Source organism: Roseovarius sp. MMSF_3359, assembly GCF_030733385.1.
Lineage (GTDB): Bacteria > Pseudomonadota > Alphaproteobacteria > Rhodobacterales > Rhodobacteraceae > Roseovarius.
The window spans coordinates 247,985-273,612 of record NZ_JASHJC010000005.1 but is presented as its reverse complement, the minus strand read 5'-3'; the positions used below and the strand labels follow the sequence as shown (position 1 = coordinate 273,612).

Sequence of the window (25,628 nt, the reverse complement as noted above, 5' to 3'; positions counted from 1 at the left end):
CCCTTTTTGCGACACTTTTGATGTGCCTTTTTCGTGGGCCTTGGCGAAAACCTAGCAAAGTTAACGGCTTGGCGCCACTTCCGATGGCAATTGCGCAGAATTCGAAAAATCTGTTGCCCTGTTGCGTCAGGTGTTGTCCGGGGCTTGATCGCTTTTGCTGCGCGAAATGACACCGGCCACTGGATCCAACAGGAGCCGCAGGACCGATCTTTCGCCGGTCAGGAGAGAGACCGCCACCGGCGAACCGTTGAGCAACGCCAACCCCTCGACCTTCGGCAATTCGCCTGACCGGGGCTGCAGGAAAATCGTTGTGCCCCGATCCTTGCGGGTGATGGCGATCACTTCCGCCTCAAGATCCAGCGGAGGGGCATCCGACACGGATCGGAGATGCAATATCGCCTCCTGACCCTCTTCAACCTGTTGCGAGGTCCAGGGATCGAGCTCTGCCCTGACGCTCAGACCCTGTGTTGTATCGGCGGCCTGTCCCGAGTGCAGCACCAACATTCCCTGAAGGGGAATTTCGCCGGAAACCAGTCTCTGTTCGGCCCAAAAAACGGCAAATAGACCAAACATCAGAAGGGAGATAACAGCCGCCACCAAGGGCGTGGACGCGCTCCAACGAGGGTCAGGATCGTGAACAGAGCCCGCCTTCATGGGGCCGACCTCTTTGCGGCAATCTCGCGGATGCGGCTGATGTTGGGATAGGTCTTTTCAAGCACATCATTGCGCGGACCGAAGCCTTTGATCACGCCGCCTTCAATCACCATCAACAGGTCGCATTGCGCAATCGCCTGCGGGCGGTGGGTCATGATGATGACGGCTCTGCCATCCGCCTTCAACTCTTGCACGGTGCGGTTCAACGCCTCTGCGCCCTCTGTGTCGAGCATCGAGTTCGGCTCATCCAGAACCAACATGGCCGGATCGCCATGAAGGGCTCTGGCAAGAGCGATGCGTTGACGCTGCCCACCCGACAACACGCAGTCATTACCCTCAAGATAGGTGTCATACCCATTCGGCAGGGCCATGATCATCTTGTGCGCATTGGCGCGTTTCGCGGCAAGAATGACTGCCTTGGAATTCGGCTCGGGCGCCATGCGGCGGATGTTCTCGGCAACGGTCCCCTCGAAAAGTGAGACGCTCTGCGGCAGGTAACCGATATATCTGCCGAGATCATCGGCACGGTACTGGTCGAGCGTTGCCCCATCGAGCCGCAACACACCTGATGCTACTGGCCAGAACCCGACAAGGGTCCGCGCCAGTGACGATTTGCCGGAGCCGCTTGGCCCGATCACGCCGAGTGCCTGTCCTGGTGCGATCTCGAAGGTGATCTCTCGCAACAGAGGTGTCCGACTCCCGGGTGGCTGGATGGAAACACTGTCCAGTGTCATGCGTCCCTGCGGCGGTGGCAAAACGGTGTCGGGATCGTTCGGCGGCATCTCCGAGAACAGGTTGATCAACGACCGTCTGCCCGCCCGAGCCCTTTGCAACACCGGCCAGTTGCTCATCGCTTGTTCAACCGGTGCCAGCGCCCGGCCCAGCAGGATCGAACAGGCAATCATGGCCCCCGGGCTCAGTGCCCCCTGGATCACGTAAAACGCCCCGAGGCCCAGGATCGCGGATTGCAGGAACAGCCGGAACGCCTTGATGAGTGACGTAAATACACCCGACGAATCATTTGCGCTGATATCCTCGTGTTGCGCCTGGTTCCTGAGGGTCTTGTAGCGGTCGGTCATGCTCGCCCGCATGCCCTGCGTCAGGACGATTTCACTTGCCGCCTGGGTCTGATCGGCAAAGGCTTGCGCCTGCTGCGACGTCATTTGCGCCCGCCGCGCCTGCTTGGCGGTCACAATCTGGTTGATCGCGGTCAGGGCAATGATCGCCGCGCCGCCGGCAACGGCGAGCCATCCAAGCGTCGGGTGAAACAGGAAAATCGCCGCAACAAAAAGGGGGGTCCATGGCATGTCCATCACGGCAATCAGCGCCGGGGAGAGAAACAAGCGTTGTATCGCGCTCAGATCACGTAAAGCACGCGTGTTTGCCTGCCGCGACTTAGGGTTGGCCGACCGGCGCATCACGATGTCAAAAAGCCGCCCGTCCAGGTGGGTCTGAAAACGTGCGCCGATACGGGCAAGGACACGACCGCGCACATAGTCCAGCACCGCCATCAGCAGGTAAAGCGCCATGACCAGCACGGTCAGCGCCACCAGCATATCGACCGAACCGGAGGTCAGCACCTGATCGTAGACCGCCAGCATGTAAAGCGGCCCGGTCAGCATCAGCATGTTGACGCAGATCGAAAAACCGAACGCCCAGATCAGGAGGACGCGGCCCTTGCGCCACGCCTGACGCAGTTTTGACCGGCCGGTATCCGCACGCGCCGTCATCTCACTCCAAACCCTCCGGGCCACCCATCATGACATCAGCGCATCACAACGGACCCATCTTTTGCCATCTCACGATTCGAGCATAGCGATTTGGGTGGATGGTGATAAATCAACTTATGTTCCCGATGCGGAAAGCTGTGATGTATTACCTTAGTTTCAATTGGTTACGGACCTGATCTATGCCGAACCCTTTTCGGCTCCTTCCCCCATGGCGGCACAAAAGCCGCGGTTTCGACGCGCCGATTGCGCCAAAGTCCACCTTTGCCGTGATCGGCGATGTCCATGGGTGCGATGCCCTCCTGATGCGGGTCCTGGAGCAGCTCCGGTCCGAAGTGCCGGGGATACCAATTGTCTTCGTCGGGGACTACGTGGATCGCGGACCGGAGAGCGCCGGGGTGCTGTCGCGGGTCCGGAGACTCACTCTCGGCTACCCGGAAAACATGATCGCGCTTAAGGGCAATCACGAGGCCATGATGCTCGATTTCATCGACTTCCCAGCCAGATCGGGCCACCGGTGGCTGATGAATGGCGGCGATCGCACATTGGAGAGTTGTGGCATTCCTGTGCCTGCCGACATGCAGAATGAAAGTGATCTGATTGCCGCCCGTGACGCATTGATGGCGCAGATGGACCCCGCGATTATCACCTGGCTCAGGGCGCTGCCGCTCATGTGGCAGAGCGGCAATGTTGTCGTGACCCATGCGGGTGGTGACCCCGGAAAGCCGATCGAGCCGCGCCGCGGTCATGGTCTTTTGTGGGGGCATCCGGATTTCCTGCGAAAGCCGCGGCAGGACGGGTTGTGGATGGTTCACGGGCATTTCATCGTGGACGAAGCGGGGGTGACCGCAGGGCGTATCGCCGTCGACACAGGCGCCTATCGCACTGGACATCTCAGCGCCGCGATCATCGAGGCGGGGGAGGTCCGTTTCATCGGAACATGAGGGCAGACGATAGGGCGCAGGCATGAAAAAGGGCCGCCCAAGGCGACCCTTTCCATTGGATGATCCCCGTGGATCAGATGCTTTCTTCGATCCACCCCTGAAGGGCCGCCTTGGGGGCCGCGCCGGTCTTGTTCGACACGACCTCGCCATTCTTGAACAGGAACAGCGCCGGGATGCCCCGCACGCCCATTTGCGACGGTGCGTTCGGGTTTTCATCGACATTGACCTTGACGATCTTGACCTTGCCGTCGAGCTCATCCGACAGCTCTTCGAGCGCCGGGCCGATCTGTTTGCAGGGGCCGCACCATTCCGCCCAGAAATCCACCACAACGGGGATGTCCGAGTTTTTGACTTCGGCGTCGAAAGTATCGTCGGTTACGGCAACAGTGGCCATGATCAGTTCTCCTGAGAGTAGCAGCGGTTCGTGCTGAACCTATGGAGGCGGGCGGGGCGCGTCAAGATATCTGGGTGGTGTTGAGGGCATCTGTCACTAGATCGTGTGGCAGTGACATAAGTTGTGCCGTGCGGGTCCAGAGAATCGCGGTGGCGATCCGGCGGTCCGGATAGATCTGGCCAAGCGCATGGGCATAGGCCCCCAATTGCCGCAAGATACCGTCGGGTACACTGTTCGGCGTGTCGGGCACGACAGCGTTGGTCTTGAAATCCACTGCCAGGATTTCGTCTGGTGTCAACACGAGCCGGTCGATGGTGCCGTGGATGCGCCTGCCGCCAAGCGCCGCAAGGTTGGCGGTGATCGGCACCTCGGCCAGAGTGCTGTCGGCAAAGAGATGGGAAAGCGCGGGGCTGGTCAGCACATGAGCGGCTTCGCTCAGCAATGCGTCAAGCTCCGCCCCGGTCGCGGCATCTGTGCCATGGGCCAGAAGATACCCGGCGGTCTCCGACCAGAGCGGCTGACCGACTTGCGGCAGGAATTCCAACAGCCGGTGTATTTGCCGTCCCCGGCGTTTGGCGGCCTCCTCATCCAGCCCGTACTCATCCGCAAGCGCCTTTGCGCCGCCCAGTTCCGACGGGCTAAGTGTCTTTGGAGCCGCCTTGGCAGGGCGTGCCGGATCGCCGAAGAATGGATCCAGAGTCACGGGCGCGTTCTCTTTTGGATCCACGTGATTAGGCTCTATTTCTGCCCAATCACCGTATTCGAGGCGTAATCCTTGACCTTCTGCAAACGCGAAAGGCATCGCACCGCTCGCATTCATCCCGGCCTCGATCTTCTCGTACCAGGTCTCGCCCTTGTTGCCTTTCTCCCCCGCCGCGGCCACGATCAGCCATTTCTCGGCGCGGGTCATGGCCACGTAGAGCAGGCGATCGCGCTCCGCGATCTGCTCTTCCTTGGCTTTGTCGACGGCTTCGATGATCTGGCGCGGCGCGGCATCCGCCGCTGACCGCCAGAGCGCGGTGTCATCGGACGCTATGATCTGATCCCGGATGACCAATGTGCGCTTGCCGGTATCGGGCAGGATCACCACCGGCGCCTCCAACCCCTTGGCGCCATGAACCGTCATGACCCGGACACGGTTGCCCGCCGCATCCATCTGCCGCTTGATTTCCATATCGTCGGACTCGAGCCAGACCAGGAAGCCCGTCAAACTGTCCACCGACTTCTGCTCATAGCTCATCGCCTGGCTCAGAAGGGCATCAATGCCCTCCCCCGCCTCTGGACCCAGGCGCGAGAGCAAGCGGTGGCGGCCCCCGTGGCGCGTCAGGATGCGTTCGATGAGGTCATAGGGCCGCAGGAAATCGGCGTGGTCGCGTAGGTCGCGCAGGATCTCGATCGTGTCCGGAAAATCCGCTGCGCGGTTGTCCAGCTCCCGCCACAGGTATCGCGCCGCCCGCCCCTGCGCCAAATCATAGAGCGATCCTTCGGACCAACCAAAAAGCGGCGATTTCAACGCGACAGCCAGGGAATAGCTATCCTCTGGGAGGGCGAGAAACGACAAGAGCGCGGCCAAATCCCGCACGGCAATTTCCGCCCCGACCTTGAGCCTGTCTGCGCCTGCGATGGGCAGGTCGAGCGCTTTGCACTCGCGGATGATCTCGTGGAACAAATCGCTCCGGCGCTGCACAAGGATTAGGAAGTCACCGGGTTGCGCGGGCTTCGATCGGTGTTTGCCATCTGTCGGATCACTCGACGGGATCGGGTGGCCGCTACCCACCAGGCGCTTGATCTCGGTCGCGATTTGCCGGGCAAGAACCACGCTCGGGTCATTGGCTGATTTGACATCGACAGGCGTATGCCACGGGGGTTTCTCCTCCGCCTCCGGCGGGGCAACGTAGGGCCATAGATCCACCCGTCCGGGTAAGTTCGATTTATGCGCTTTGTGACCCTGTTCCGGCGAAAAACCCGATTTTTCCGCACCTTTGAAGGTCTGGTCCACCAAGGACAGGATCGCCTGAGAGGAACGAAAAGAATATTCCATTTCCATCTGTTGCAGGGGAGTACCGGTATCCTTCAGGCGCGCCGCGAAGTCCGCTTGCATCCGATCAAACTCATTGGGGTCCGCGCCTTGGAACGAGTAAATTGATTGCTTCTTGTCACCGACCACAAAGATCGTGCGGGGCCGGTCGCTTCGACTGCCGTGGCCACTCGTGAACTCCTGCGCCAGACGTTCGATCACCTGCCATTGGACGGGGCTGGTGTCCTGCGCCTCGTCCACAAGGATGTGGTCGATCCCACCGTCGAGCCGGAACAACACCCAGGCGGCCACCTGAGGATCGACCAGCAGATCCCGTGCCCGCAGGATCAGATCGTCGAAATCGAGCCATCCGCGCAATTGCTTGGCGTGGTGATAGGCGGGCAGGAATTCCGCCGCAAACGCATGCAGAGCCTTGGTCTTGGCAATGGCATCGCAGGCCAACCGCGCCTCGCGGGCATCTTCGACGCGCTGCATAAACGCCTCGATTTGCGGCATGATCCCCGCAATCGCGGCCCGGCAGTTTTTCGTCGGAAAAGACCCTATCTTGGCCGAAAACGGGTCTTTCGCACCGGCACCGGTCAGGAAAACCGACTCCAGCACCGGCAATGCCTCCGCGTCCAACATGGTCAGGGTTTGGAGTTTGTCCGCGGCTTTCTGATCGTTGACCCCGCTGGCGGAGAGCGCCGGTATCAAATCGTTCAGAAGCGCACGCTCGCTGCCAAGAAAGACGGTATCGGCGACGCCTTCGGGGGTGAGATCGTTAGGCTGACCGAAGACCGCGGCGAAATCCGTGCCGCCCGCCCCCTCTTCAAACCGCGACCGGTGGCGCACGATCTCGGCGGTCAGATCCTCGAAACTGTCGCCGGAATAGTACCGGGCCACCGTTTCCAGGCGGTGCGCCTCGGCACCGTCGGCAATCTCTTCGACAATTTCGGCCCGGAGCAGGGTGGCGGCGCGATCATCCATTTCGGTGAACTGGGGGCTGACACCGGCCTCAAGCGGAAACCGCCGCAGGAGCGCGGCACAGAAGGAGTGGATGGTTTGGATCTTAAGGCCACCGGGCGTCTCAATCGCCCGGGCAAAAAGCCGCCTTGCATCCTGAAGCCGTTCGCCACCGATGCCCCCGGGCAAGCCAAGTTGCACCAATTGTCCGGTCAATTCCGGGTCTGACAGCATCGCCCATTCGCCCAAACGTTTGAACAGGCGGTTCTGCATCTCGCTCGCCGCGGCCTTGGTATAGGTCAGGCAAAGGATATTTTGCGGTTCGACACCTTCGAGCAAAAGCCGTGCCACCCGGTCGGTCAAAACGCGGGTCTTGCCAGAGCCCGCATTCGCCGACAGCCAGGTCGAGCGCCCCGGCTGCGCGGCGTCAATCTGCCGTTGGGTGGCCGCATCGCGGGTCATGGCAGCTTCACCTTGACCGGCGGTTCGGTGATGTCCCACTCACCGAACCGAGCCAGTTGATCGTAGTCGCCCCGGTCGCGCTTGCTCTCCATCGCGCGGCGCGACGGGTATCCGGTATCATCCTGCAAATAGGCCGCTATCAGGTCATGGAATTCCGCCCAAACCTGTCCGGTCGGCTCGCTCTCCAATGGGGCGTCCACCTCCTTACCGCCGGACCCAAGCCCGATGTAAACCGCGCGGACGACCGACGCGGGTGCGATCTCGTCAAAGCCAGTCCGCTCCGCCATCGCGGCCTCTAGCAGGAGTTGTTTGTCATAATAGGTCTGCTGATCCTTGCTGGGCGGCGCGCCGGTTTTGTAATCGTAAAGGTGGAGGTTGCCGTTGCGATCAATGTCGATCCGGTCTGCCGTCGCGGTCAGAGTGAAGTCCAGGTCCGGCAGTTCCGTGCGGGATTTCGCCTCGAACGCCGCCGGGTCGGCCAAGGTTCGCCGCGCGATCTCGCCGTTCACGAACCAGTCCGCAATACGCTCAAGCCGGGCCAGCCAGGTCGCGCGCGCTTCGGCCCAAGGCACGTTTTTGGCGAGAACAGAGACTGAAATCGCCATCAGACGTTCCTTTGTGCACGCTTCCGGGGCGTTGCGGGTTTCGCGGATGAATTTCTCCAGAACCTCGTGCAGCACGATCCCGCGCAGCAAAGCATCGGGCGCGCGCATCAGCGGATCGAGCGGGCGCAGATCAAGCACATGTTTGCCATAGATCGCATAGGGATCGCGGACGAGACGCTTGATTTCGGTCACCGAAAGCTGCTTGGGCCGGGCGGCTCTTGGCGGACAGGGTGCAGGGCGATGGGCCGGCCTGGTCTCTCCGGGCTCTTCCAGTTTTGCTGCCCGGTCAAGCCATTGCCGCCCTCGCGCGCGCATCCGGTCCAGCGCCTCTGTACCGCCCTGCTCCGGCAGGCCATGCAGCAGGTTTTGCAACCGGTTGAGCCACCGCGACACCACCGTTTCGGCATCATCCGACCGGATCGATCGGGACAGCCACACCTCGGGCGCCGCCGCTGCTTGTTGAAAATCATGGGCCGACAATCCGATCCGCCGCTCCGGCAGGAGCAACCCGGCATCGTTGCGCAACGTCCGGTTAAGCCACGGATCGGGCGTGGGCGCCTCGGGCCAACTCCCTTCGTTCAACCCGGCGAGGATTAGCAGGTCCGCCCCCTGCACCCGAGCCTCAAGTGTCCCCCAGATCAGGATATTCGGATGCGGATCGGTGGGATTGCGAACCTCTTTTCGGCTCAAAATAGCGTGAAGAAGGCTGGAATAGTCACTGGAATTGATGTCACCGCCATGCGCGGCTTCGGTCAGGAGTTCCTGTGTCGCCACCTGCGCTTCACGTCCCGCATCCCCGTTCCAGAGCTTGCCCGATCCGTCGTCACGGCTGCCCTGCGCAAGACGTTCGGCAAGCGCCAGGTGGCGCGACACACGGGCCTCCAACGGTAACGCGCCCCCCGGCTCGTGACCCGTGAAACAGGCGCAGACCCAGTTGATCCAATCGGGCGCAAGCTCTTCCTTGCGGCTCTTCCCCCAAGTTCTGAGATCCTCAGCGGTCGGAAAGGGCGGGCCGTAGCGGCGGAGGTGCAGTTCCAATTCGCGCGACAGAAGCAGATGGGGACCACGCGCGCCGCCGCTATGGGTCAGGGGGTGTTTGAGTAGCGTCAGGAGCAGCTCGGCACTGAGCCGTTTGCGAAAGAGATCGCCCACATGGCGCAGAAAACGCCCGGGTGGCGAGAGATGAAGCGGCGTGCCGGCGCTGTCATCGGGCAGGATGTTCCACCGGTCCAGCGCCGCCGTGACCTGCCGCGTCAAGTTCCGGTCGGGTGTGATCAGTGCTGCCGTCTGCCCTTCTTCCGCGGCCTGACGCAACCGCATGGCGATTGTCAGCGCCTCCTGCCGGGGCGTGGGCGCCTCAATCAGAGTGACATCCTGCATCGCAACGTCGATCTGATTAAGTTTCGGGCCATCGCGGAGCCATTGATCGGTGACAGGAGCAGGGCGCAGGGCGAGGGACATGACCCGGTTGCGTGGCTCGTTGACCGGCACATGATCCACCCAAGGCGCCACCCTGCCCGGGGTCATGCCACGCTCTGTCGTGAACTTATAGAACCGGTATTGCGGATGATCCTCGGCGGGCAGGGACGCCTGCCCATTGCGCATTTGCGGGGCCAATGCCTCCCAAACAGGGTCGGGCATGTCGAAATCGAACCCCGGCAGGATCACCGCCCCCTTGGGCAATGCGGCCACCGCCTTCATCAACATATGCGTCGCACCCCGCGACCCGGTTGACCCGGCGACGATCACCGGATGATCGGGAGGCGCCTTCTGCCAGCGGCGGATCGTGTGTTCGATCACCATACGTTGACGTGTCTCGGCATCCGGGGTCTCGGTCCCGGTCTCGAAATAGTGTCTAACAATGCCCAAAAACGATTTGATCCGTTCCCAATGGCCGGATTGGTCGGAAACATCCAGGCGGTCGATGGCATCGGGCGAGACACCTTCGCCGTGCATCTCGTCCATCAAGGCGGCCAGGCTGTCGGCCAGATCGTAGAGCGATGCGCGCGGCGCCAGATCGGGCGCGCGTTCCAGCAGCGCCGAGAGGAGTTGAACCAGTTCAAGGCGGCGGCGCAGGGGCGGCACGGCATCGGGAATATGGGCCAGGTCCCAATGCTCCCCCAGATCGGTCACCAGGTGAATGCGCGGCAGCAGCAGCGCCGGACCGGCATCGAAAAGCGACCGGATGCGCCGGGCCATGCGCCGCGTGTTGACGATCAACTGCACCCGGGCCAGGGCGTCGGGCGGTTGGTCCCGATGGCGCTCGATCAGGCCCTCGACCAGAGCGCGCGGGAAATCGACCCCCAACGGCACGCCAAAGACGCGCGGCGTCTCCGACGGGTCAAACATCGCCCCCCTCCAGGAGCCGTTCGGCCAGCGGGATGCTTTCGGGCTGCCCCACATCGCACCATTGCCCGGGATACGACGCGGCAAAGAGGCGGCGGCGCCCCAGCATCTCATCCCAAAGCAGATTGAGCGAGAATTTGCGGTCGGAGACCGCCGCGAGCCCATCGGTCCGGATGATCTGCAGCCCGGAGTAGATATGGCCCGGACCGCGGGTGGCGCGACCCGTCTTGTCGATCCGGAAATCGCCCGCACCGCTATGGCCCAGGGCTTGATCCCCGGGAATGCAAAGGAGCAGGGCATCCATCTCGGTCGGGTTCCAGCGTTCCGCGAGAAAGGACAGCGGGTTCGGCCCGCGCCAGACCGCATCGGTGTTCATCGTGAAGACAGGCTCGGGGCCGAGCTGCGGCAGAGCCGCCCGCAACCCCCCGCCGGTTTCAAGGATATCGGGCACCTCGTGCGAAAAGCGGATTCCGCGCCCCTCCAGATGCGCTTCGATCTGATCGGGCAGGTAATGCAGGTTGGCGACGATCGTTTCAGGATCATATGCGGTGACCCACCCGAGCGCATGGTCGATGAGCGCCGTTCCGGCCACGGGAATGAGCGGTTTCGGCCGATCGGCGGTCAGCGCCCCCATGCGGGTGCCGAACCCGGCGGCGAAGAGCATTACAGAGCCGGGACGGTCGCGCATTTATCACTCAGTTTCTGCAAAACGGCGGGCGTGGGTTCCGGCAGGCCATTGGCAAGGATAGCTGCGACCTCCGACAATGCCGGATGGGTCAGGTCCGCCTGCAGATGGTGCCAGACCCGCGGGATCAGGTCGATATACCCGCGCTTTCCGTCGCGCATGCACAGCCGGGCGAAGACCCCGAGTATCCGCAAATTACGTTGCGCCCCGAGGCAGCGATAGGCGGTTTCGAACGCCTCCCGGTCGGCACCGGTGACGGTGACGTAATGGGCGATCATCTCGGCTTCGATTGCGGGAGGAACGTCGCGCCGCGCGTCCTGCAGGAGCGAGACGAGATCATAGGCGCGGTGACCCACCATCGCGTCCTGGAAATCCAGCAACCCAACGCGGGCAACACCGTCACGTTCCGGCAGCCAGAGCAGGTTTTCGGCGTGATAGTCTCTTTGTATCAAGACTTCCGCGTCGGCGGCGTGCCGGATTAGAACTGCGTGCATGGCCTTGTGAAACGCCTGACACGCCCCCTGGTTCGGCACGCCCGCGCCGGTCGCATACCAATCAAAGGCAAGCGCGGCCATATCCGTCATGATATCGGCATCATAGGCCGCGAGGCCGGGCGGTGTGGCACCCTCATGCAGCACTATCAGCGCATCGGTCGCCGCGGTATAAAGCGTCGGCTCAAGGGTTGGGTCCTCGGGGATTGCGCGCGCAAAAAGGGCATCGCCCAGATCTTCGAGGAGAAGGAACCCATGCTGCGCGTCCTCGGCAAAGATGCGCGGCGCGCTGAGCCCGACAGTTGTAAGATGCTGTGCGATGCGGACAAACGGCCTGACATCTTCGCCCTTATCCGGCGGCGCATCCATCAGCACGGCGGTTTCCGGCGACCCCTCTCGCCAAAGCCGGTGGTATTTGCGGTTGGAGGCATCCCCCGCAAGCAGCGAGGATGTGGCATCGGCCCATTCGGTCTGCGCCAGAAAGGCCTGCGCCAGCGCCGCGCGATCAGTCATTGAGCACCTTGCGCATCTTGTCGTCCCATCGCGGATCTTCCCAATCCAGTGTCGCCACCCGTCTATCATCGCCGGAGGGCGCTTCCAAGGACAGGCTGAGGGCGGGACGGGGCGCGTAACCCCCAAGGCGGTCGGGCCATTCCACAAGGCAGATCGCGTCGGTAAAGGCCTGCGTCAGGCCAAGCTCGTCAATCTCGCCGATATCGGTGAGGCGGTAGAGATCCGCGTGCCAGATCTCTCCCGCTATGCCATCGTAACTTTGCACCAGCGTGTAGGTGGGGGACGGCACGTCCTCGGGCGTGTCCAGCAACGACAGGATCAGGCACCGGGCGAAATGCGTCTTGCCCGCGCCGACACCCCCAGACAGCAGCACCGTGTCGCCCGGGACGAGATGCGGCCCCAGGGCGCGTGCCAGATCGCAGGTTGCCTCCGGCGTGTCGAGGGTGAGTTGACGGGTGTTCGCGGACATGCCCCGACACTACACGCGCGGCACCTGCCTGCAACAGGGATCAGGAGGCGACGGGTTCCGGTTTGACGCTCCGGGCGGGCTGCGAGATCGGGTGGCAGATGATCGCCGCGCCGCCCACCACGGGCACGAGGCGGCAATGAAGCGGCCCGGCGGTCTCGGTGTCGATCACCTCTTCGACAGGCCCAGCCAGAGACGGACCGGTGACCAGCGTCTCGACCGTTTGCCAGAAGTCCGGATGCGGGTATTTCTGCGCGCAGATGGTCACAAGATCGCGAATGCCCAATTCGGCAAAGCTGGTATCCGGGTCAACGCCGAACATGTCCGTCCAGGTCGCATTGCAGAAGATCACCACATTGTTCGCTGCGATCACCGCCACCGCATGGTCGAGTTTGTCGATCACCGACTGGCGCAGGTCATTTTGCGCCCGGAAACGGCGGGTCAGGGAAATCTCAGCCGTGATGTCTTCGAAGAGAAACGCAACCGCGCCATCGGGGTGCGGACGGCCCGTCACGCGATAGGTGACCCCCGAGGGAAGAGACCAGGTTTCCTGGTAAAACCCGTCCGAGGCGGTTTCGATCATCGCGTTGATCTGCGCCCGCCAATCCGCGTAGTTCTTTGGCTCCGGCATCACCTGCCGGTCTCGCAAGTTGTCAAAGAAGCTCATGAGGCTCGGCCGGCCGCTCAGGAATTCTGCGGGCAGGGCCGTCAGGTCGACCAGCGCCGGGTTGAACAATGCAAGTTGCTTGTTGCGGTCAAAGATCGCCAGGCCGGTCGTGAGATTGGCAAATGTCTTGGTCAGGGTCTGGACGAATTCGCGCTGCGCCGCTTCGGCATGGACGGCGTTGGTGACATCCGTGGCGTAGTGGATCGCGCCGCGTTCTGTCGAAAACACATCCACATCGCACCAGATCGTGGCGTTGCCATGGGGATGCGGGATTGCGATCCGTGAACTGGCGCTGTCGCTGGGTTCCTCAGGGATCTCGACATTCTCCATCACATGGCCCAACTGCTCGCCCAGCAGGCGGGTGCAGGCCGCGTTGCGCCAGGTCACCACCCCTTCGGTGTTGGTCTTCCAGATCGCGCAAGGGGCGGTCATCAGTGCAAGGTGATCTTCGGCCTGCGCGGTCTTGAGGCGCATGGCCTGATGCCGGTCCACGGGCTGGCATTCGATGGGATCGACCAGAGTGACACAGGTCATGCCCTTGCTGGCGGCGATGGTCACGGTCGCCTCGTCATTGATGCGGTCATGGGTGTGGTAGGTCGATGTCTGCGTCTGATCGTCCGGCAGGTATTCCGGCAGATCGGCAAACCGGTCACTCAGCCAGGCGCGCAGGTCATTCCAGTCCTCGACCGTTCCAAGGGCACTGAGCGCATTCAGGTCATGGCCGTCGATCACGCCATTTCGAAACAGGATCGTGTTCTCGGTGACTGCCTGTGACGCGAGGGTCCCTTTGGATCGTCGTCCACTGCCCAGAACCGCGCCGAAAATCCAAAGGACGACAAGCGATCCGATGACCGAAATCGCAAAAATGCCGGCCAGGTTGAAGACAGTATTTCCATCCATAGACAGATTCCCTTGCTGGACGTCCCCACCTGCAGATTGCCTTCACTTGGTTAAGGCAAGGTTAACCAAGGTAAACAGCCTGATCATTTGTCAGATCGTGAATTGCTCATTCTTGGCCTCTGGCCGCCGGTTCTGATCTGACATCGCGTCGATGTCCTGCCGGGGCCATGACAATTCGACAACCGCCCCTGTCCGCGCGGCGCCCGCGGCATCGGCGGGGGTCGTTTCCGGCCCGTTTGCAAAGCTGATATCCGCGCCGGATCGCTCCAACAGTGTCTTGGCGATAAATAGGCCCAATCCCATCCCCTCATATCCCGGTCTGCGCGGATCGCTTTGGGACCGGCGTCTGACAAAAGGCTCGCCCACCCGTGACAGAACCTGGGACGGAAACCCCTTGCCATCGTCGATGATCCGCAGGGTGATGCGCTCGTCAGTCCAGCCGCTTTCGATCCAGACATTCGCTGCGGCAAAATCGACGGCATTTTGCACCAGGTTGCGAAGCCCGTGAATGATTTCCGGACGCCGCAGGATGATCGGTTGATTCCGTTCCTTCTCGGGGTCGAGATCGACATCGAAATGCACGGTCTTGCCGCGCTCCAGATGCGGCTCGGCCGCCTCTTCGACGACCGACATGAGCGGTGCCTTGCGCAGGTGCAGGTCGTCTTTGCCCGCCCGTCCCATGGAGCGGAGAATGTCGCGGCACCGATCCGCCTGCTCGCGGATCAAAAGCGCATCATCGCGAAGCTCGGGCGCGTCGTCCAATTCGTCGGCCAGCTCGGAACTGGTTAGTTTGATCGTGGCCAGGGGTGTTCCCATCTCATGGGCGGCAGCGGCGACGACCCCGCCAAGGTCGGTCAGTTTCTGCTCCCGTGCCAGGGCCATCTGCGTCGCCTCCAGCGCGTCGGACATGGCCTGCATTTCAGATACGATCCAGCGGGAATAGACCCCAAGAAAGATCACCGCGATCACGATCGCCACCCAATTGCCGAACCGGAACACATCCGGGACCCGCAGAACGAAACCCTGCTCGGTCTGCAAGGGAAGGTGATAATCCATCAGCATCGACACGATGGCAATCGCGGCAAGGCCAAGGAACAGGGTGGACCGGGATGACAGCGCCGAGGCTGCCACGGTGACCGGCCCGACGATCAGGATCGAAAACGGGTTGTTGAGGCCCCCCGTCAGATGCAGCATCAGACCGAGCTGCAGCATGTCGAAGAGCACGAACAGCATGGTCTCCGTTTCGCGCAGCCGCTTGTTTTCGGGGTAAACGAAAAAGGCAACCAGGTTACTGAGCACCGACACGCCGATAACCAGGAAACAGAGCCCCATCTCGAGATCAAGCGCATAGACCCGCTGCGCAATGAGCAATGCGGAAAGCTGCCCGGCGATCGCCCACCAACGCAGCAGAACCAGTGTCCGCAGACGAATCCAATTGCCCCTGTCGCGTGACTTGATCGGGTCCGTCGTCATATCTGTCATCTGCGCGCCTTGGTCCCGTTGTGGTTTCCGTTCGCGGTGTTAGATATGCAATCGACAACACCATCATCGACCAGAGTAAGGATTACGCCATGACACGCAATGTTGCGATTTTCGCCGCCGCTCTGGTGGTGCTCGGCCTTGCAGGAATGTACGCCGCAACGAGTTTTTTCGCGCCGGATGACGAATATGCCCAATGCCGGGCCACCTCCGTGGCGGGTGGCGCCGCGGCAATCGGCGGCCCTTTCACGCTGGTCAGTGAAACCGGTGACACGGTGACCGAAAAGGAGGTGATAGATAAGCCAACGCTGGTTTATTTCGGCTATACCTTCTGCCCGGATGTCTGTCCGATTGATGCCGCGCGGAATGCCGATGCGGTCGCCATCCTCGAAGAGCGTGGCCTGATGGTGAAACCGGTGTTCATTACCGTTGACCCCAAGCGCGATACGCCCGAGGTCGTGCGGGAATTTACCGACTATATGCACCCGCGGATGCTCGGGCTGACCGGCTCCGAGGAACAGATCAGCGTCGCAAGCAAGGCCTATCGCGCCTATTCGAAGATCCACGAACCCGACGAGGGGGACGAGGAGTTTTACCTCGTTGACCACTCCACGCAGAGCTACCTGATGTTTCCCGAAAAGGGGTTCATGGAGTTTTTCCGGCGCGAGGACACGGCCGAAGAGATGGCCGAGCGCATCCAGTGCTTCATGGAGATCGGCTGAGTGGCACGGGTAGGTGTTTGACCTGACCTGCGGCTCGGGCTACGCTTTTTTGAACTTGCGCCGAATGGGAGTGAACGATGGCTGAAGACCTGCGCGACATTGGCGAGGATAAATCCATTCTTCTCCTCGATGATGACGAACCATTTTTGCGTCGGTTGGCCAAGGCCATGGAAAAACGTGGATTTGCCGTGGAAACCGCCGGATCGGTGGCCGCAGGCAAGGCGATTGCGACGGCCCGGCCGCCGGCCTACGCGGTTTGCGACCTCAGGCTTGAGGACGGCAACGGCCTCGATGTGGTCGAGGTGATCCGCGAACGTCGCCCCGACAGCCGGGTTGTCGTCCTGACCGGGTATGGCGCAATTGCCACCGCCGTTGCCGCCGTCAAGATCGGGGCGACGGATTATCTGTCGAAACCGGCGGATGCGACGGATATCACAAATGCCCTGCTGGCCAGCGAAGACGAGCTGCCGCCGCCGCCGGAAAACCCGATGAGTGCGGATCGTGTGCGCTGGGAACATATTCAGCGGGTGTATGAGCTCTGCGACCGCAACGTCAGCGAAACTGCCCGGCGGCTCAACATGCACCGCCGGACGTTGCAGCGTATTCTGGCCAAAAGGTCGCCCCGTTAGTCCGCAGACCAGGGCGCTGGCACCGTTTCCTGAAAGCTGGCCCGGTCGCCAAGGCGGCGGATCAGTTCCGTAATGACCTCTGGGTGCTTGCAGTCGATAGGTCTGCGGGAATCGACCCAGTTCAATATACAACCCAACGCAAACTCCGGCGCGCCCGGCGTTTTTGGGTCGATCCTTTGGGCAACCCAGTCGAGGAATGGCCCTACCCGTTCAAGGTTGCATGTCGCCGGATCAAACCCGAGAGCGTTTTTCTTCGGAACCGGAACCAACCCGGCCCATTCCTGGTAAAACGCGGCCACTAAACTGTCGGCCCATGATAAAAGTGCGGCCAAGAGCTGCGTATCGTAGGGTTTCTGGCCGGTCGCTTCGGATAAATGGGATGCAATTGCGGCCGTTGGAAACAGCACCTTCTCTTTTGTCCGCAACACAGGCACCTGACCGAGGGGAGACAGGTCAAAGAAATCGTCTGGAAGGGGAAAGGGCAGTTTGACTTCGGTGGTGGGATAGGTCCACTCGCGCACCAAAACTCGGATCAAACGGGCAAATGGCGATCCATCGACGTAATAGAGTGTGCCTTTGGGTTCCTGTGACATGGCTCAGATCAGCGCGAGCAATTCCGCGTGGCGGGCCAGATAATCGTTCCGCGCGTCCATCGGCGGGCGCAGACGCAGTTCCAAACCATCTATGATCGACGCATCCGGTTTGCCGAAGAACCGGTTGGCCTCTGCCTCGGAAAAACCGGCGATGCGGGTCGCCTCCATCCATGCGCTGATCTTGTCGGCTTTCTTGATCTGCTTCTTGACCGCAAGCGGCACCGCCGCAGGCAGGCCAAACCGCAGGTGAATGGCCGCGGTCAGCCGCAGGTCCAGCTCCCCATATCCCGGCCCAACGGCGTTTTTCACCGGCGAAATCATGTCGCCGATGACGTATTCCGGCGCATCGTGCAAAAGTGCGGCGAGTTGCCATTTCGCGGGCGCCTTGGGGTTCAGACGGCTATAAAGATTCTCAACCAGCAGCGAATGTTCGGCCACCGAATAGGCAAAATCCCCCTGCGTTTGCCCGTTCCATCGCGCCACGAAGGACAGCCCATGGGCAATATCCTCGATCTCGATATCCACCGGGGTCGGGTCCAGCAGGTCGAGGCGGCGACCGGATAGCATCTTTTGCCAGGCACGGGGTTTTCGCACGGGGGATTACTCTCGCGGGTTGGGTTCGATACTCGTAGCCTCACCCGCCCGGTTTTGCAAAGCCTTCGAGGATGGCGCGCAACAATTCCGATTCCGCTCGCGCCACCAGAAAATTGTAACCCTTGAAAGGGTCCGTCTTGACCGCGCGGATCTCTGCCACGGTACAGAGCTTCCGGGGCGTGTTTGAGACGAAATAGACACTGTTTTCGGGGTTTTTAAGGACATGTGCGCTCGGCAGGCACGCGGGGTCATTGCCGTGATCCTCGTAGATGAACACCGACCCGTCCGAAAGCGCCCGCCCTGCACCATCGAAGGCCGCGATTTCTGCCCCTTCAACATCGAGCTTTATCAATGCCGCCGTCCCAGATGGGATCAGGTCATCAATCGCAATGGTTTCGACGGTTTCATCGGCACCCTCGTTTGCCTCCGCGATCCGGGCCGATGCGTGGCTGAGCGGGACGTTCAGGAATTGCAACTTTCGACCCGATTCCGCGTGAATCGCCCGTTTGTGACGGGTGACATTCGGCAGGGTGTCGACATTCTCTGTCAGGGACGCGAACGTCCCGGCCGCCGCCTCGACCGCATGAATCTGCGAAAAGAGCGGCGCGGCCCGGACCGACCAATACCCCTTGTTGGCGCCAAGGTCGCAAAAGACATCCGTATGCCCCGCCGCGTGATGCAACACGGTCTCGACCTCGGTCTCATAGTCGGTGTGATAAAGCGCAAACCGGGTCCAGTAGCCGTCGTTGAGATAGATCTTGAACGGCGGCTCGTCGCCCTGGCGGACAAAAACCGCGTTTTGCGGCGAGAACACACGGCCCAGACCCCGCGCGAAACGGCCATAGAGGCCGCGCGTCACTGCCAGCCGGAAAAGCCCCATGAGCAAGAGGTATTGCACCCGCGCGGCGGCGCTTGAAAAGCCGATCTTCCGGTTCTGTGACATGGTTCATCCCATCCTTCGCGGTGTTTTCGTGCCTAGCCTGCGGGGCTGGCCCATGTAAATGCGTCATCAGAAGCACAGCTAGGCATCGGCACCACCGGTTGCCACATTTCTGCCACATTTCGGTCGCACTCTTGCCTCACGATCTGCTGCCATTTCGTGATCGGGACTTGAACATTCGTCACGTTCGCGAAAGAAGCAATGCAGTTTGGGGGGTACGCAATCCTCCCTTTGCGTACCGCCCCCTAAAAAATGAAAAGGAGCTTGCAATGTACAAGCATCTGATCGGGGCGGGGTTGAGCATCTCTCTGATTGTGGCGTCCCTGCCGGCGTTTGCCGCGAATTGTGCCAAGCGCGATATGGTCGTCGAGCGGTTGAAGACCAAGTATTCAGAGAGCTTCGCCGGTGGCGGGCTGCAGGCCTCGCAAAGCAAAAGCTCGGTGGTCGAGGTTTGGGCGTCGAAAGAGACCGGCACCTTCACCGTGATCCTGACCACGCCGGAAGGCATGGCCTGTATCGTCGCGACCGGCACGGATTGGTACCAGGCGCATCTGCTCGATGAGCCGGAAGGCACCGAGAGCTAACTCCTGACCGCTGAGCGAACGGCGACACGGGACGGGCGGTCATACTGTCGCGCGATGACGCATAATTGATTGCCTGCGCGGCATCAAAACACCACGATATTGCGGCCTCTGGACGGCACCGCGATGCCGACGCTCGGGCGCGCCGCTCGAAGCCGCATTGCCGAACCGGGACTCTGATGCTATCTGCCCCACAAACAGATTGCTTGAAGGAGCCACGGGTATGGCGAAAGATTATATGGTCAAGGATATCAGCCTGGCGGCGTTTGGCCGCAAAGAGCTCGATATCGCAGAGACGGAAATGCCGGGCCTGATGGCGCTGCGCGACGAATACGGTGAGAGCAAACCCCTGAAAGGCGCGCGGATTGTCGGCAGCCTGCACATGACGATCCAGACCGCCGTTCTGATCGAAACGCTGGTGGCTCTGGGGGCGGATGTCCGCTGGGCTTCGTGCAATATCTTTTCGACGCAGGACCACGCGGCTGCCGCGATTGCCGAAGGCGGCACGCCGGTCTTTGCGGTCAAGGGCCAGACGCTGGAAGAGCATTGGGATTACCTCGACCGCTCCTTCATGTTCCCCGAAGGCGCGAACATGATTCTCGACGATGGTGGCGACGCCACGCTTTACGTCCTGCTGGGCGCGCGAGTCGAGGCGGGCGAGATCGGCTTGATCGAAACACCGACCTCGGAAGAAGAAGAGGTCATCTTTGCGCAGATCAAGAAGCGTATGGCCGAAACACCGGGTTGGTTCACCAAGACCCGGGATGCGATCAAGGGCGTTTCCGAGGAAACAACCACAGGCGTGCATCGCCTCTATGATCTGCACAAGAAGGGCCAGTTGCCCTTCCCGGCCATCAACGTGAATGACAGCGTCACCAAGTCGAAATTCGACAACAAATACGGCTGCAAGGAATCGCTGGTCGACGGTATCCGCCGCGCCACCGACACGATGATGGCGGGCAAGGTTGCCGTTGTCATGGGTTACGGCGATGTGGGCAAAGGCTCCGCTGCGTCCCTGCGCGGGGCCGGTGCACGGGTCAAAGTCACCGAAGTAGACCCTATTTGCGCGCTGCAGGCCGCCATGGACGGGTTCGAGGTCGTGCGTCTCGAAGATGTTGTCGATAGCGCCGATATCTTCATCACCACCACCGGCAACAAGGACGTGATCCGCATCGAGCATATGCGCGAGATGAAGGACATGGCGATCGTCGGCAACATTGGCCATTTCGACAATGAAATTCAGGTGGCGAACCTGAAGAACCACAAATGGACCAACATCAAGGACCAGGTGGACATGATCGAGATGCCGTCGGGCAATCGCCTGATCCTTCTGTCCGAAGGGCGTCTTTTGAACCTCGGCAATGCCACCGGGCACCCGTCCTTCGTGATGTCGGCGAGCTTCACCAACCAGGTGTTGGCGCAGATCGAGCTTTGGACCAAGGGCGATGAGTACGACAACCAGGTCTATATCCTGCCCAAGCACCTTGATGAGAAGGTTGCGCGGCTTCACCTTGACCGGATCGGCGTCAAGCTGACCGAGCTGAGCGTGGATCAGGCGTCTTACATCGGTGTGACCCCCGAGGGACCGTTCAAGCCCGAGCACTACCGCTACTGAGCGGATGCGCTACGACTGGAAAGCATTCCGCCCGGCCTTGCGTCGGGCGGTTTTGCGTTTGGGTCTCATCGTGGTCCTGTTCGGTGGATATGTGACCCTGTTTCACCCGAAATCGCCACTTCCGGACCCCTGGCACCCCTTCACTCCGCTTGATGTCGAGGCCCCCCTGACCGGCCTGACAAAATGGAAACTTCGCAACGCGCTTTCCTCCGATGCCGCCTGCTTGCAGGCACTGGAAGGCGCGGCATTCACCCGCTTGGCGCCGTTACAGGACAGTCCGCAATGCCACATCACCCCCCGCATTGCCTTGACGGAGGTTGGCAATGCCCGGCTGCCCCGGGTTGAGACGAGATGCCAAACCGCCTTGCGCCTCGCCATGTGGGAAAAGCACGGGCTTCAAGTCGCGGCGGCACGGCATCTGGACACGCAGGTGAGCGATATCCGCCATTTCTCAAGCTATAATTGTCGCCAGATACGAACCCCCGGCGGTTCCGGTGGGCGCATGAGCAGTCACGCAACGGCGGATGCGATCGACATCTCCGGCTTCCGCACGAAAGATGGCCGGGTGATCCGGCTCAAAGCCGATTGGGATGGCGAGGACGCCACCGCACGCTTCCTGCGAGATGCGTTTGCCAGCGCATGCCTCTGGTTCCCGGTCAGCCTCGGCCCCGATTACAACGCGCTCCACGCGGACCATTTTCACCTGCAGGGCAGCGGGTGGGGTTTGTGCCGTTGATGGCCGACGGGGAGAAGCCATCAAGTTTTCCCTTTGAGCAGATGGCCTCAGTGGTTATCGTGTCGCCAGCACCGCTTGGGGCTGAATAGTGGAATGAGCCGGCATGTTGCCGGACAGGAGGGAGACTTTAATGGGACGACGTGACGATCTGATCGCACAATATGCGGACGACCTGCGTAACAAATGCGGCATGACACCGGATATGGATCTGCTGACCAAGGTGACAATCGGCTGCGGCCCGGCGATTTACGACGCCGACGCATCGACCGTGGCCGCCGGACAACCGGCCGAGCTTGAAACGGTCAAGGATAACTTTCTGGTCAAGAAACTGGGTCTGGCCGATGGGCCGCAATTGATGGACGCGATCAATCAGGTGATCGACACCTATGGCCGTTCCGAGCGCAACAAGTATCGCGCTGTCGTCTACTACATGCTGACCAAGCATTTCGGGAAAGAGTCAGTCTACGGCTGATATCTTGCCATCCGAGCATGAGATGCGCCCGCCCACCGGCGGGCGTTTTGCTTTGCGTCTTTTGAGACGAATTCTAACTACTTGATGTTTGTGAAAAAACCGAACCTGGTCTATGGTCCACCGCATAGGCCAGTATGGCCGGAACCTAATTCGAGATACGCGTGTGGTGTGTAGGGAGCACGTGGGGAAACGGAGGGTGCCGGCGTATTTGCCTGCATCCTCCGTTCGTTTTTGCGCCTCAGAAAAGCGTCAGGACCGCGCCCATGATGGCGCTGCCGAAAGTGACGTAGCCTGCATCGATCAAGGTCAGCTTGAAGGGCCTGCCCCCGAACGCATAGCAGGTTGCAAGCCAAGGGCTCGACATGAAAAGCCCGATGCCAAGGCCCGAAACCAGCCCCTTGCCAAAGGTATCAATCCCGCTCAGCGCAAAGACATGCCGCATCATGCCCGCGACGATGATCGCCATGACAAAGGCGATCAGGTACGGCACCGGGTTTGAATTGTTGGCGGGTTTCCCATCGGCGCCAACCTCAACCCCAGAGGCTTCCATCCACGGCTTGGACAAGGTCATGTACCATGCCGCGCCAAAGGCATAGGACGCAATCCCCGCCACCAACACGTTCAGAATTTCCATCTTTCCCTCCCTCGTCTTTCAACCTGTTTCAACGCCCCGCCCTAGGGGTCGACTCCGGCCATCTCACATACGATCCGCCATTCGGCCTCGGCCACCGGTTGAACCGACAGGCGCGAGTTTTTCACCAACACCATTTCGGCCAGACGCGGATCATTTTTGATCATCTCCAACGTCACGGGTGTCTTGACCGGGCTGATGGCCTTGATGTCCACGCATTCCCATCGTTCATCGTCGGTGGTGCTGTCGGGGTGTGCCAGGGCAACAACCTCGACAATGCCCACAACCGCCTTTTCGGTCTGGCTGTGATAGAAGAACCCGCGATCACCGATCTCCATCTGGCGCATGAAATTCCGCGCCTGATAGTTGCGCACGCCGTCCCATTCCTCGCCGATATCGCCCTTGGCCATCTGGTCGTCCCAGCTCCAGGTGGAGGGTTCGGATTTGAACAGCCAGTATTGCATCGCTCAGATCACCTTGTTCCATTGGATTAGTTGCACATCGGCAAAAAGCCCGGCATGGGCATACGGGTCCTTGTCGGCCCAGGCCCGCGCCGCCGCCATGTCCGGGACATCCAGCACGATCAGCGACCCGCACATCTGCCCCTCGTCATCCAAAAGCGGCCCGGCCTGCGATACGCCGGTCTCCTTGAGGTAGGCAACATGGGCATCGCGCGTATCCAGACGGATTTGCAGGGCACCGGGTTTGTCTCGGGCAATCAGGGCAATCAGCATCATTCTTCCTTTAGTGGTCGTGAGAGCAGCATATCCATGGCTTGGTCGACACGCAATTTTCCATCTGTCAGGGCCACGACCGTGTCGGTGATCGGCATGTCGATTGTCATCGCGTTGGCCTGTTCCTGCACCGCTCGGGCGGTCGCCACGCCTTCAACCGTGATCGCGGCGTCAAAAGGCTCGTTTCGACCCAAACTCTGCCCAAAACGGTAATTTCGGGATTGTTCCGAGGTGCAGGTCAGCGTCAGATCGCCGAAGCCGGAAAGACCAGCGAGCGTGTCCGGTTCGGCCCCCAACGCGGCGGCCATACGCGACATTTCGGCGAAACCGCGGGTCATCAAGGCTGCTCGCGCGCTTTCGCCCAGGCCTGCGCTCATCGCCGCGCCGCAGGCAATCGCCACGACATTCTTCAAAGCACCGCCCAATTGCGCGCCTATGGTGTCGGTGGTGCGGTAAAGCCGTAGATTGGGAGTGGTCAGCGCCTGCTGCAGCACCTCCCCTGCTGCGTCATCGGCACAGGCGAGGGTCAGGGCCGTGGGCATTCCCTTGGCAATGTCATGGGCAAAGCTCGGCCCGGTCAACATCGCAGGGACCGCTGTTGGCACGATTTCGGCGATGATCTCAACCGGCCCCAGACCGGTTCCATGCTCGACGCCCTTGCAGCACGCGACCAGATGCGCATCGGAGAGGTGTTCACCGTGCTCGGTCAAAAAACCACGGAGTTTCTGTGTCGGGACCGACAAGAGGCAGATATCGGTGGCTGTCACCTGCGGCATCTCCGCGGTGACGTTCATTGGCGCAGGAAGGGCCGCACCGGGCAGACGCGCGGCGTTTTCACGGGTTTTGCCTATTTCGGTGGCGTTTTCTGCATCCCGCGCCCAGAGGGTGACCGGACCATTCCCGGCAATCGAGATCGCCAGCGCGGTCCCAAAGGCACCTGCTCCAAACACGTAAATCATGCCTTGGCCCCCTTCTTGCCGCTTCCAAGCAGCGCGGGGCTGGATTTATCCAGGGGCCATCGGGGCCGCGCGGCAAGGGTCATGTCGTCGCGCTGACCTACTGAAAACAATTCGGCCCCGGCATAGGCGATCATCGCCGCGTTATCGGTGCAGAGCGCGAGTGGAGGCGACATAAACTGACAACCTGCCGTGGCGCAAACAGTCTCTAACCCACCTCGAATCGCCCTATTTGCCGCAACACCCCCGGCGACGGCCAGACTGGCCACTCCCGGTTTCTCGGCGAGATAAAGCGCCAGCGCCCGGCGTGTTTTCTCAACCAGCACATCCGCCACTGCCGACTGAAACCCGGCGCAGAGGTCGGCGCGATCCTGGCGCGATAGGCCGCTTTTCTCCGTCACAACCTGATCGCGGGTGCGCAGCAAAGCGGTCTTGAGACCGGAAAAGGACATGTCACACCCGTCGCGGTCGAGCAGGGGGCGGGGAAACCTGAACCGCGTGGCATCACCCTTGGTGGCGGCGCGCTCTACCGAAGGCCCCCCGGGCTGTGGCAGGCCCAGAAGGCGCGCCGTCTTGTCAAATGCCTCACCGGGGGCGTCATCGATGGTGCCGCCCAAACGGGTGAAATCATCAGGGCCGCGAACGATCAGGAGCTGGCAATGCCCGCCAGAAACCAGCAGCATGAGATAGGGATAAGGCACGTTGTCCGTCAGGCGCGGCGTTAGGGCATGCCCGGCCAGGTGATTGACCCCCACGAGGGGCAGACCGGCCCCCGCCGCAATCCCCTTGGCGCACATGATACCGGACATCACGCCACCGATCAACCCCGGCCCTGCAGTCACTGCCACGGCATCGAGATCGTCAAGGCCGCAATCGGCTTCAGTTAGACACTGTTTCACGCAAATATCGAGTTTTTCGGCATGGGCACGTGCGGCGATTTCGGGGACAACACCGCCGAAATCTGCATGCAGGCTTTCCTGCCCATGAACGACGGATGACAGGATTTGCGCGGGCTGGCCCGGTACGATCCGCACCACCGCTGCCGCCGTATCGTCGCAGCTGCTTTCAAGCCCCAGAAGTGTCAGCGCCGTGCTCATTTGGTCGCCCGTTGC

The 25,628-nt window shown here is 61.3% G+C and carries 25 protein-coding genes; 7 read left to right on the top strand and 18 right to left on the bottom strand.

Going from position 1 to position 25,628, the window contains the following annotated elements:
- Positions 1–126: 126 nt before the first annotated feature.
- Both RBB29_RS09840 and RBB29_RS09835 read right to left on the bottom strand, forming a co-directional pair.
- Positions 127–498 carry a hypothetical protein gene (locus RBB29_RS09840; RefSeq protein WP_306114891.1) on the bottom strand — a complete coding sequence of 124 codons (372 nt, stop codon included), beginning with the start codon at positions 496–498 and terminating at the stop codon, positions 127–129.
- A gap of 152 nt (positions 499–650) precedes the next feature.
- On the bottom strand, positions 651–2,384 hold the full coding sequence (locus RBB29_RS09835) for a type I secretion system permease/ATPase (protein WP_306114890.1): 1,734 nt from the start codon (positions 2,382–2,384) through the stop codon (positions 651–653).
- Between the two features lie 179 nt (positions 2,385–2,563).
- Here RBB29_RS09835 and RBB29_RS09830 point away from each other — a divergent pair, with 179 nt between their 5' ends.
- Complete coding sequence (locus RBB29_RS09830) at positions 2,564–3,325, top strand: metallophosphoesterase family protein (RefSeq protein WP_306114889.1); 762 nt, start codon at positions 2,564–2,566, stop codon at positions 3,323–3,325.
- Positions 3,326–3,398: 73 nt separating this feature from the next.
- Here the strand turns inward: RBB29_RS09830 and trxA are convergent, their stop codons facing one another.
- The 8 genes from trxA to regB form a co-directional block, all read right to left on the bottom strand.
- Positions 3,399–3,719, bottom strand: a complete 321-nt coding sequence (gene trxA, locus RBB29_RS09825) for a thioredoxin (protein ID WP_306114888.1) — start codon at positions 3,717–3,719, stop codon at positions 3,399–3,401.
- 61 nt (positions 3,720–3,780) lie between these two features.
- Positions 3,781–7,161: a double-strand break repair helicase AddA gene (addA, locus tag RBB29_RS09820; protein ID WP_306114887.1), complete on the bottom strand. Its 3,381-nt coding sequence runs from the start codon at positions 7,159–7,161 to the stop codon at positions 3,781–3,783.
- Entirely contained in the window at positions 7,158–10,115 is a 2,958-nt protein-coding gene (gene addB / locus RBB29_RS09815; protein WP_306114886.1) for a double-strand break repair protein AddB, read from the bottom strand. The genes addA and addB overlap by 4 nt, the downstream gene beginning before the upstream one ends.
- Complete coding sequence (locus tag RBB29_RS09810; RefSeq protein ID WP_306114885.1) at positions 10,108–10,800, bottom strand: nucleotidyltransferase family protein; 693 nt, start codon at positions 10,798–10,800, stop codon at positions 10,108–10,110. Before RBB29_RS09810 ends, addB begins: the two co-directional genes overlap by 8 nt.
- Positions 10,776–11,801, bottom strand: coding sequence for an aminoglycoside phosphotransferase family protein (locus tag RBB29_RS09805; RefSeq protein WP_306114884.1), 1,026 nt, complete (start codon positions 11,799–11,801; stop codon positions 10,776–10,778). The genes RBB29_RS09810 and RBB29_RS09805 overlap by 25 nt, the downstream gene beginning before the upstream one ends.
- On the bottom strand, positions 11,794–12,270 hold the full coding sequence (gene tsaE / locus RBB29_RS09800) for a tRNA (adenosine(37)-N6)-threonylcarbamoyltransferase complex ATPase subunit type 1 TsaE (protein WP_306114883.1): 477 nt from the start codon (positions 12,268–12,270) through the stop codon (positions 11,794–11,796). The genes RBB29_RS09805 and tsaE overlap by 8 nt, the downstream gene beginning before the upstream one ends.
- A 40-nt stretch (positions 12,271–12,310) precedes the next feature.
- Positions 12,311–13,834 (bottom strand): PAS-domain containing protein, encoded by a 1,524-nt coding sequence (locus RBB29_RS09795; protein WP_306114882.1) that lies wholly within the window; start codon positions 13,832–13,834, stop codon positions 12,311–12,313.
- A 90-nt stretch (positions 13,835–13,924) separates the two neighbouring features.
- Positions 13,925–15,316 (bottom strand): sensor histidine kinase RegB, encoded by a 1,392-nt coding sequence (regB, locus tag RBB29_RS09790; RefSeq protein WP_306114881.1) that lies wholly within the window; start codon positions 15,314–15,316, stop codon positions 13,925–13,927.
- An 89-nt stretch (positions 15,317–15,405) separates the two neighbouring features.
- On the opposite strand from regB, the gene RBB29_RS09785 reads away from it, so the two are divergent.
- Positions 15,406–16,035 carry an SCO family protein gene (locus tag RBB29_RS09785; RefSeq protein ID WP_306114880.1) on the top strand — a complete coding sequence of 210 codons (630 nt, stop codon included), beginning with the start codon at positions 15,406–15,408 and terminating at the stop codon, positions 16,033–16,035.
- Between the two features lie 77 nt (positions 16,036–16,112).
- Entirely contained in the window at positions 16,113–16,664 is a 552-nt protein-coding gene (locus RBB29_RS09780) for an ActR/PrrA/RegA family redox response regulator transcription factor (RefSeq protein WP_306114879.1), read from the top strand.
- On the opposite strand, the gene RBB29_RS09775 is transcribed toward RBB29_RS09780, so the two are convergent.
- The 3 genes from RBB29_RS09775 to RBB29_RS09765 all read right to left on the bottom strand — a co-directional run bounded on the left by RBB29_RS09775 (position 16,661) and on the right by RBB29_RS09765 (position 18,794).
- On the bottom strand, positions 16,661–17,257 hold the full coding sequence (locus RBB29_RS09775) for a glutathione S-transferase family protein (RefSeq protein WP_306114878.1): 597 nt from the start codon (positions 17,255–17,257) through the stop codon (positions 16,661–16,663). The genes RBB29_RS09780 and RBB29_RS09775 overlap by 4 nt on opposite strands.
- 3 nt (positions 17,258–17,260) lie before the next feature.
- Positions 17,261–17,824, bottom strand: coding sequence for an HD family hydrolase (locus tag RBB29_RS09770; RefSeq protein ID WP_306114929.1), 564 nt, complete (start codon positions 17,822–17,824; stop codon positions 17,261–17,263).
- A 67-nt stretch (positions 17,825–17,891) separates the two neighbouring features.
- A complete protein-coding gene (locus RBB29_RS09765) occupies positions 17,892–18,794 on the bottom strand; it encodes an FkbM family methyltransferase (RefSeq protein WP_306114877.1) in 903 nt (300 codons plus the stop codon).
- Positions 18,795–19,060: 266 nt separating this feature from the next.
- On the opposite strand from RBB29_RS09765, the gene RBB29_RS09760 reads away from it, so the two are divergent.
- The 4 genes from RBB29_RS09760 (at position 19,061) to RBB29_RS09745 (ending at position 22,195) form a co-directional block, all read left to right on the top strand.
- Positions 19,061–19,375, top strand: a complete 315-nt coding sequence (locus RBB29_RS09760; RefSeq protein ID WP_306114876.1) for a hypothetical protein — start codon at positions 19,061–19,063, stop codon at positions 19,373–19,375.
- Positions 19,376–19,595: 220 nt separating this feature from the next.
- Complete coding sequence (gene ahcY / locus RBB29_RS09755) at positions 19,596–20,987, top strand: adenosylhomocysteinase (protein WP_306114875.1); 1,392 nt, start codon at positions 19,596–19,598, stop codon at positions 20,985–20,987.
- Between the two features lie 4 nt (positions 20,988–20,991).
- Positions 20,992–21,723 carry an extensin family protein gene (locus tag RBB29_RS09750; RefSeq protein ID WP_306121138.1) on the top strand — a complete coding sequence of 244 codons (732 nt, stop codon included), beginning with the start codon at positions 20,992–20,994 and terminating at the stop codon, positions 21,721–21,723.
- Positions 21,724–21,853: 130 nt separating this feature from the next.
- Positions 21,854–22,195 (top strand): DUF2853 family protein, encoded by a 342-nt coding sequence (locus tag RBB29_RS09745; protein WP_306114873.1) that lies wholly within the window; start codon positions 21,854–21,856, stop codon positions 22,193–22,195.
- Positions 22,196–22,433: 238 nt separating this feature from the next.
- On the opposite strand, the gene RBB29_RS09740 is transcribed toward RBB29_RS09745, so the two are convergent.
- Genes RBB29_RS09740 through tsaD form a run of 5 tightly spaced genes read right to left on the bottom strand, consistent with a single transcriptional unit; the run spans position 22,434 to position 25,613 of the window.
- Positions 22,434–22,829 (bottom strand): DUF1761 domain-containing protein, encoded by a 396-nt coding sequence (locus RBB29_RS09740; RefSeq protein ID WP_306114872.1) that lies wholly within the window; start codon positions 22,827–22,829, stop codon positions 22,434–22,436.
- Positions 22,830–22,870: 41 nt separating this feature from the next.
- A complete protein-coding gene (locus RBB29_RS09735) occupies positions 22,871–23,290 on the bottom strand; it encodes an EVE domain-containing protein (protein WP_306114871.1) in 420 nt (139 codons plus the stop codon).
- Positions 23,291–23,293: 3 nt separating this feature from the next.
- Positions 23,294–23,560 (bottom strand): YciI family protein, encoded by a 267-nt coding sequence (locus RBB29_RS09730; protein ID WP_306114870.1) that lies wholly within the window; start codon positions 23,558–23,560, stop codon positions 23,294–23,296.
- Positions 23,560–24,519 (bottom strand): NAD(P)H-dependent glycerol-3-phosphate dehydrogenase, encoded by a 960-nt coding sequence (locus tag RBB29_RS09725; RefSeq protein WP_306114869.1) that lies wholly within the window; start codon positions 24,517–24,519, stop codon positions 23,560–23,562. The genes RBB29_RS09730 and RBB29_RS09725 overlap by 1 nt, the downstream gene beginning before the upstream one ends.
- On the bottom strand, positions 24,516–25,613 hold the full coding sequence (gene tsaD, locus RBB29_RS09720; RefSeq protein WP_306114868.1) for a tRNA (adenosine(37)-N6)-threonylcarbamoyltransferase complex transferase subunit TsaD: 1,098 nt from the start codon (positions 25,611–25,613) through the stop codon (positions 24,516–24,518). Before tsaD ends, RBB29_RS09725 begins: the two co-directional genes overlap by 4 nt.
- Positions 25,614–25,628 lie beyond the last annotated feature (15 nt).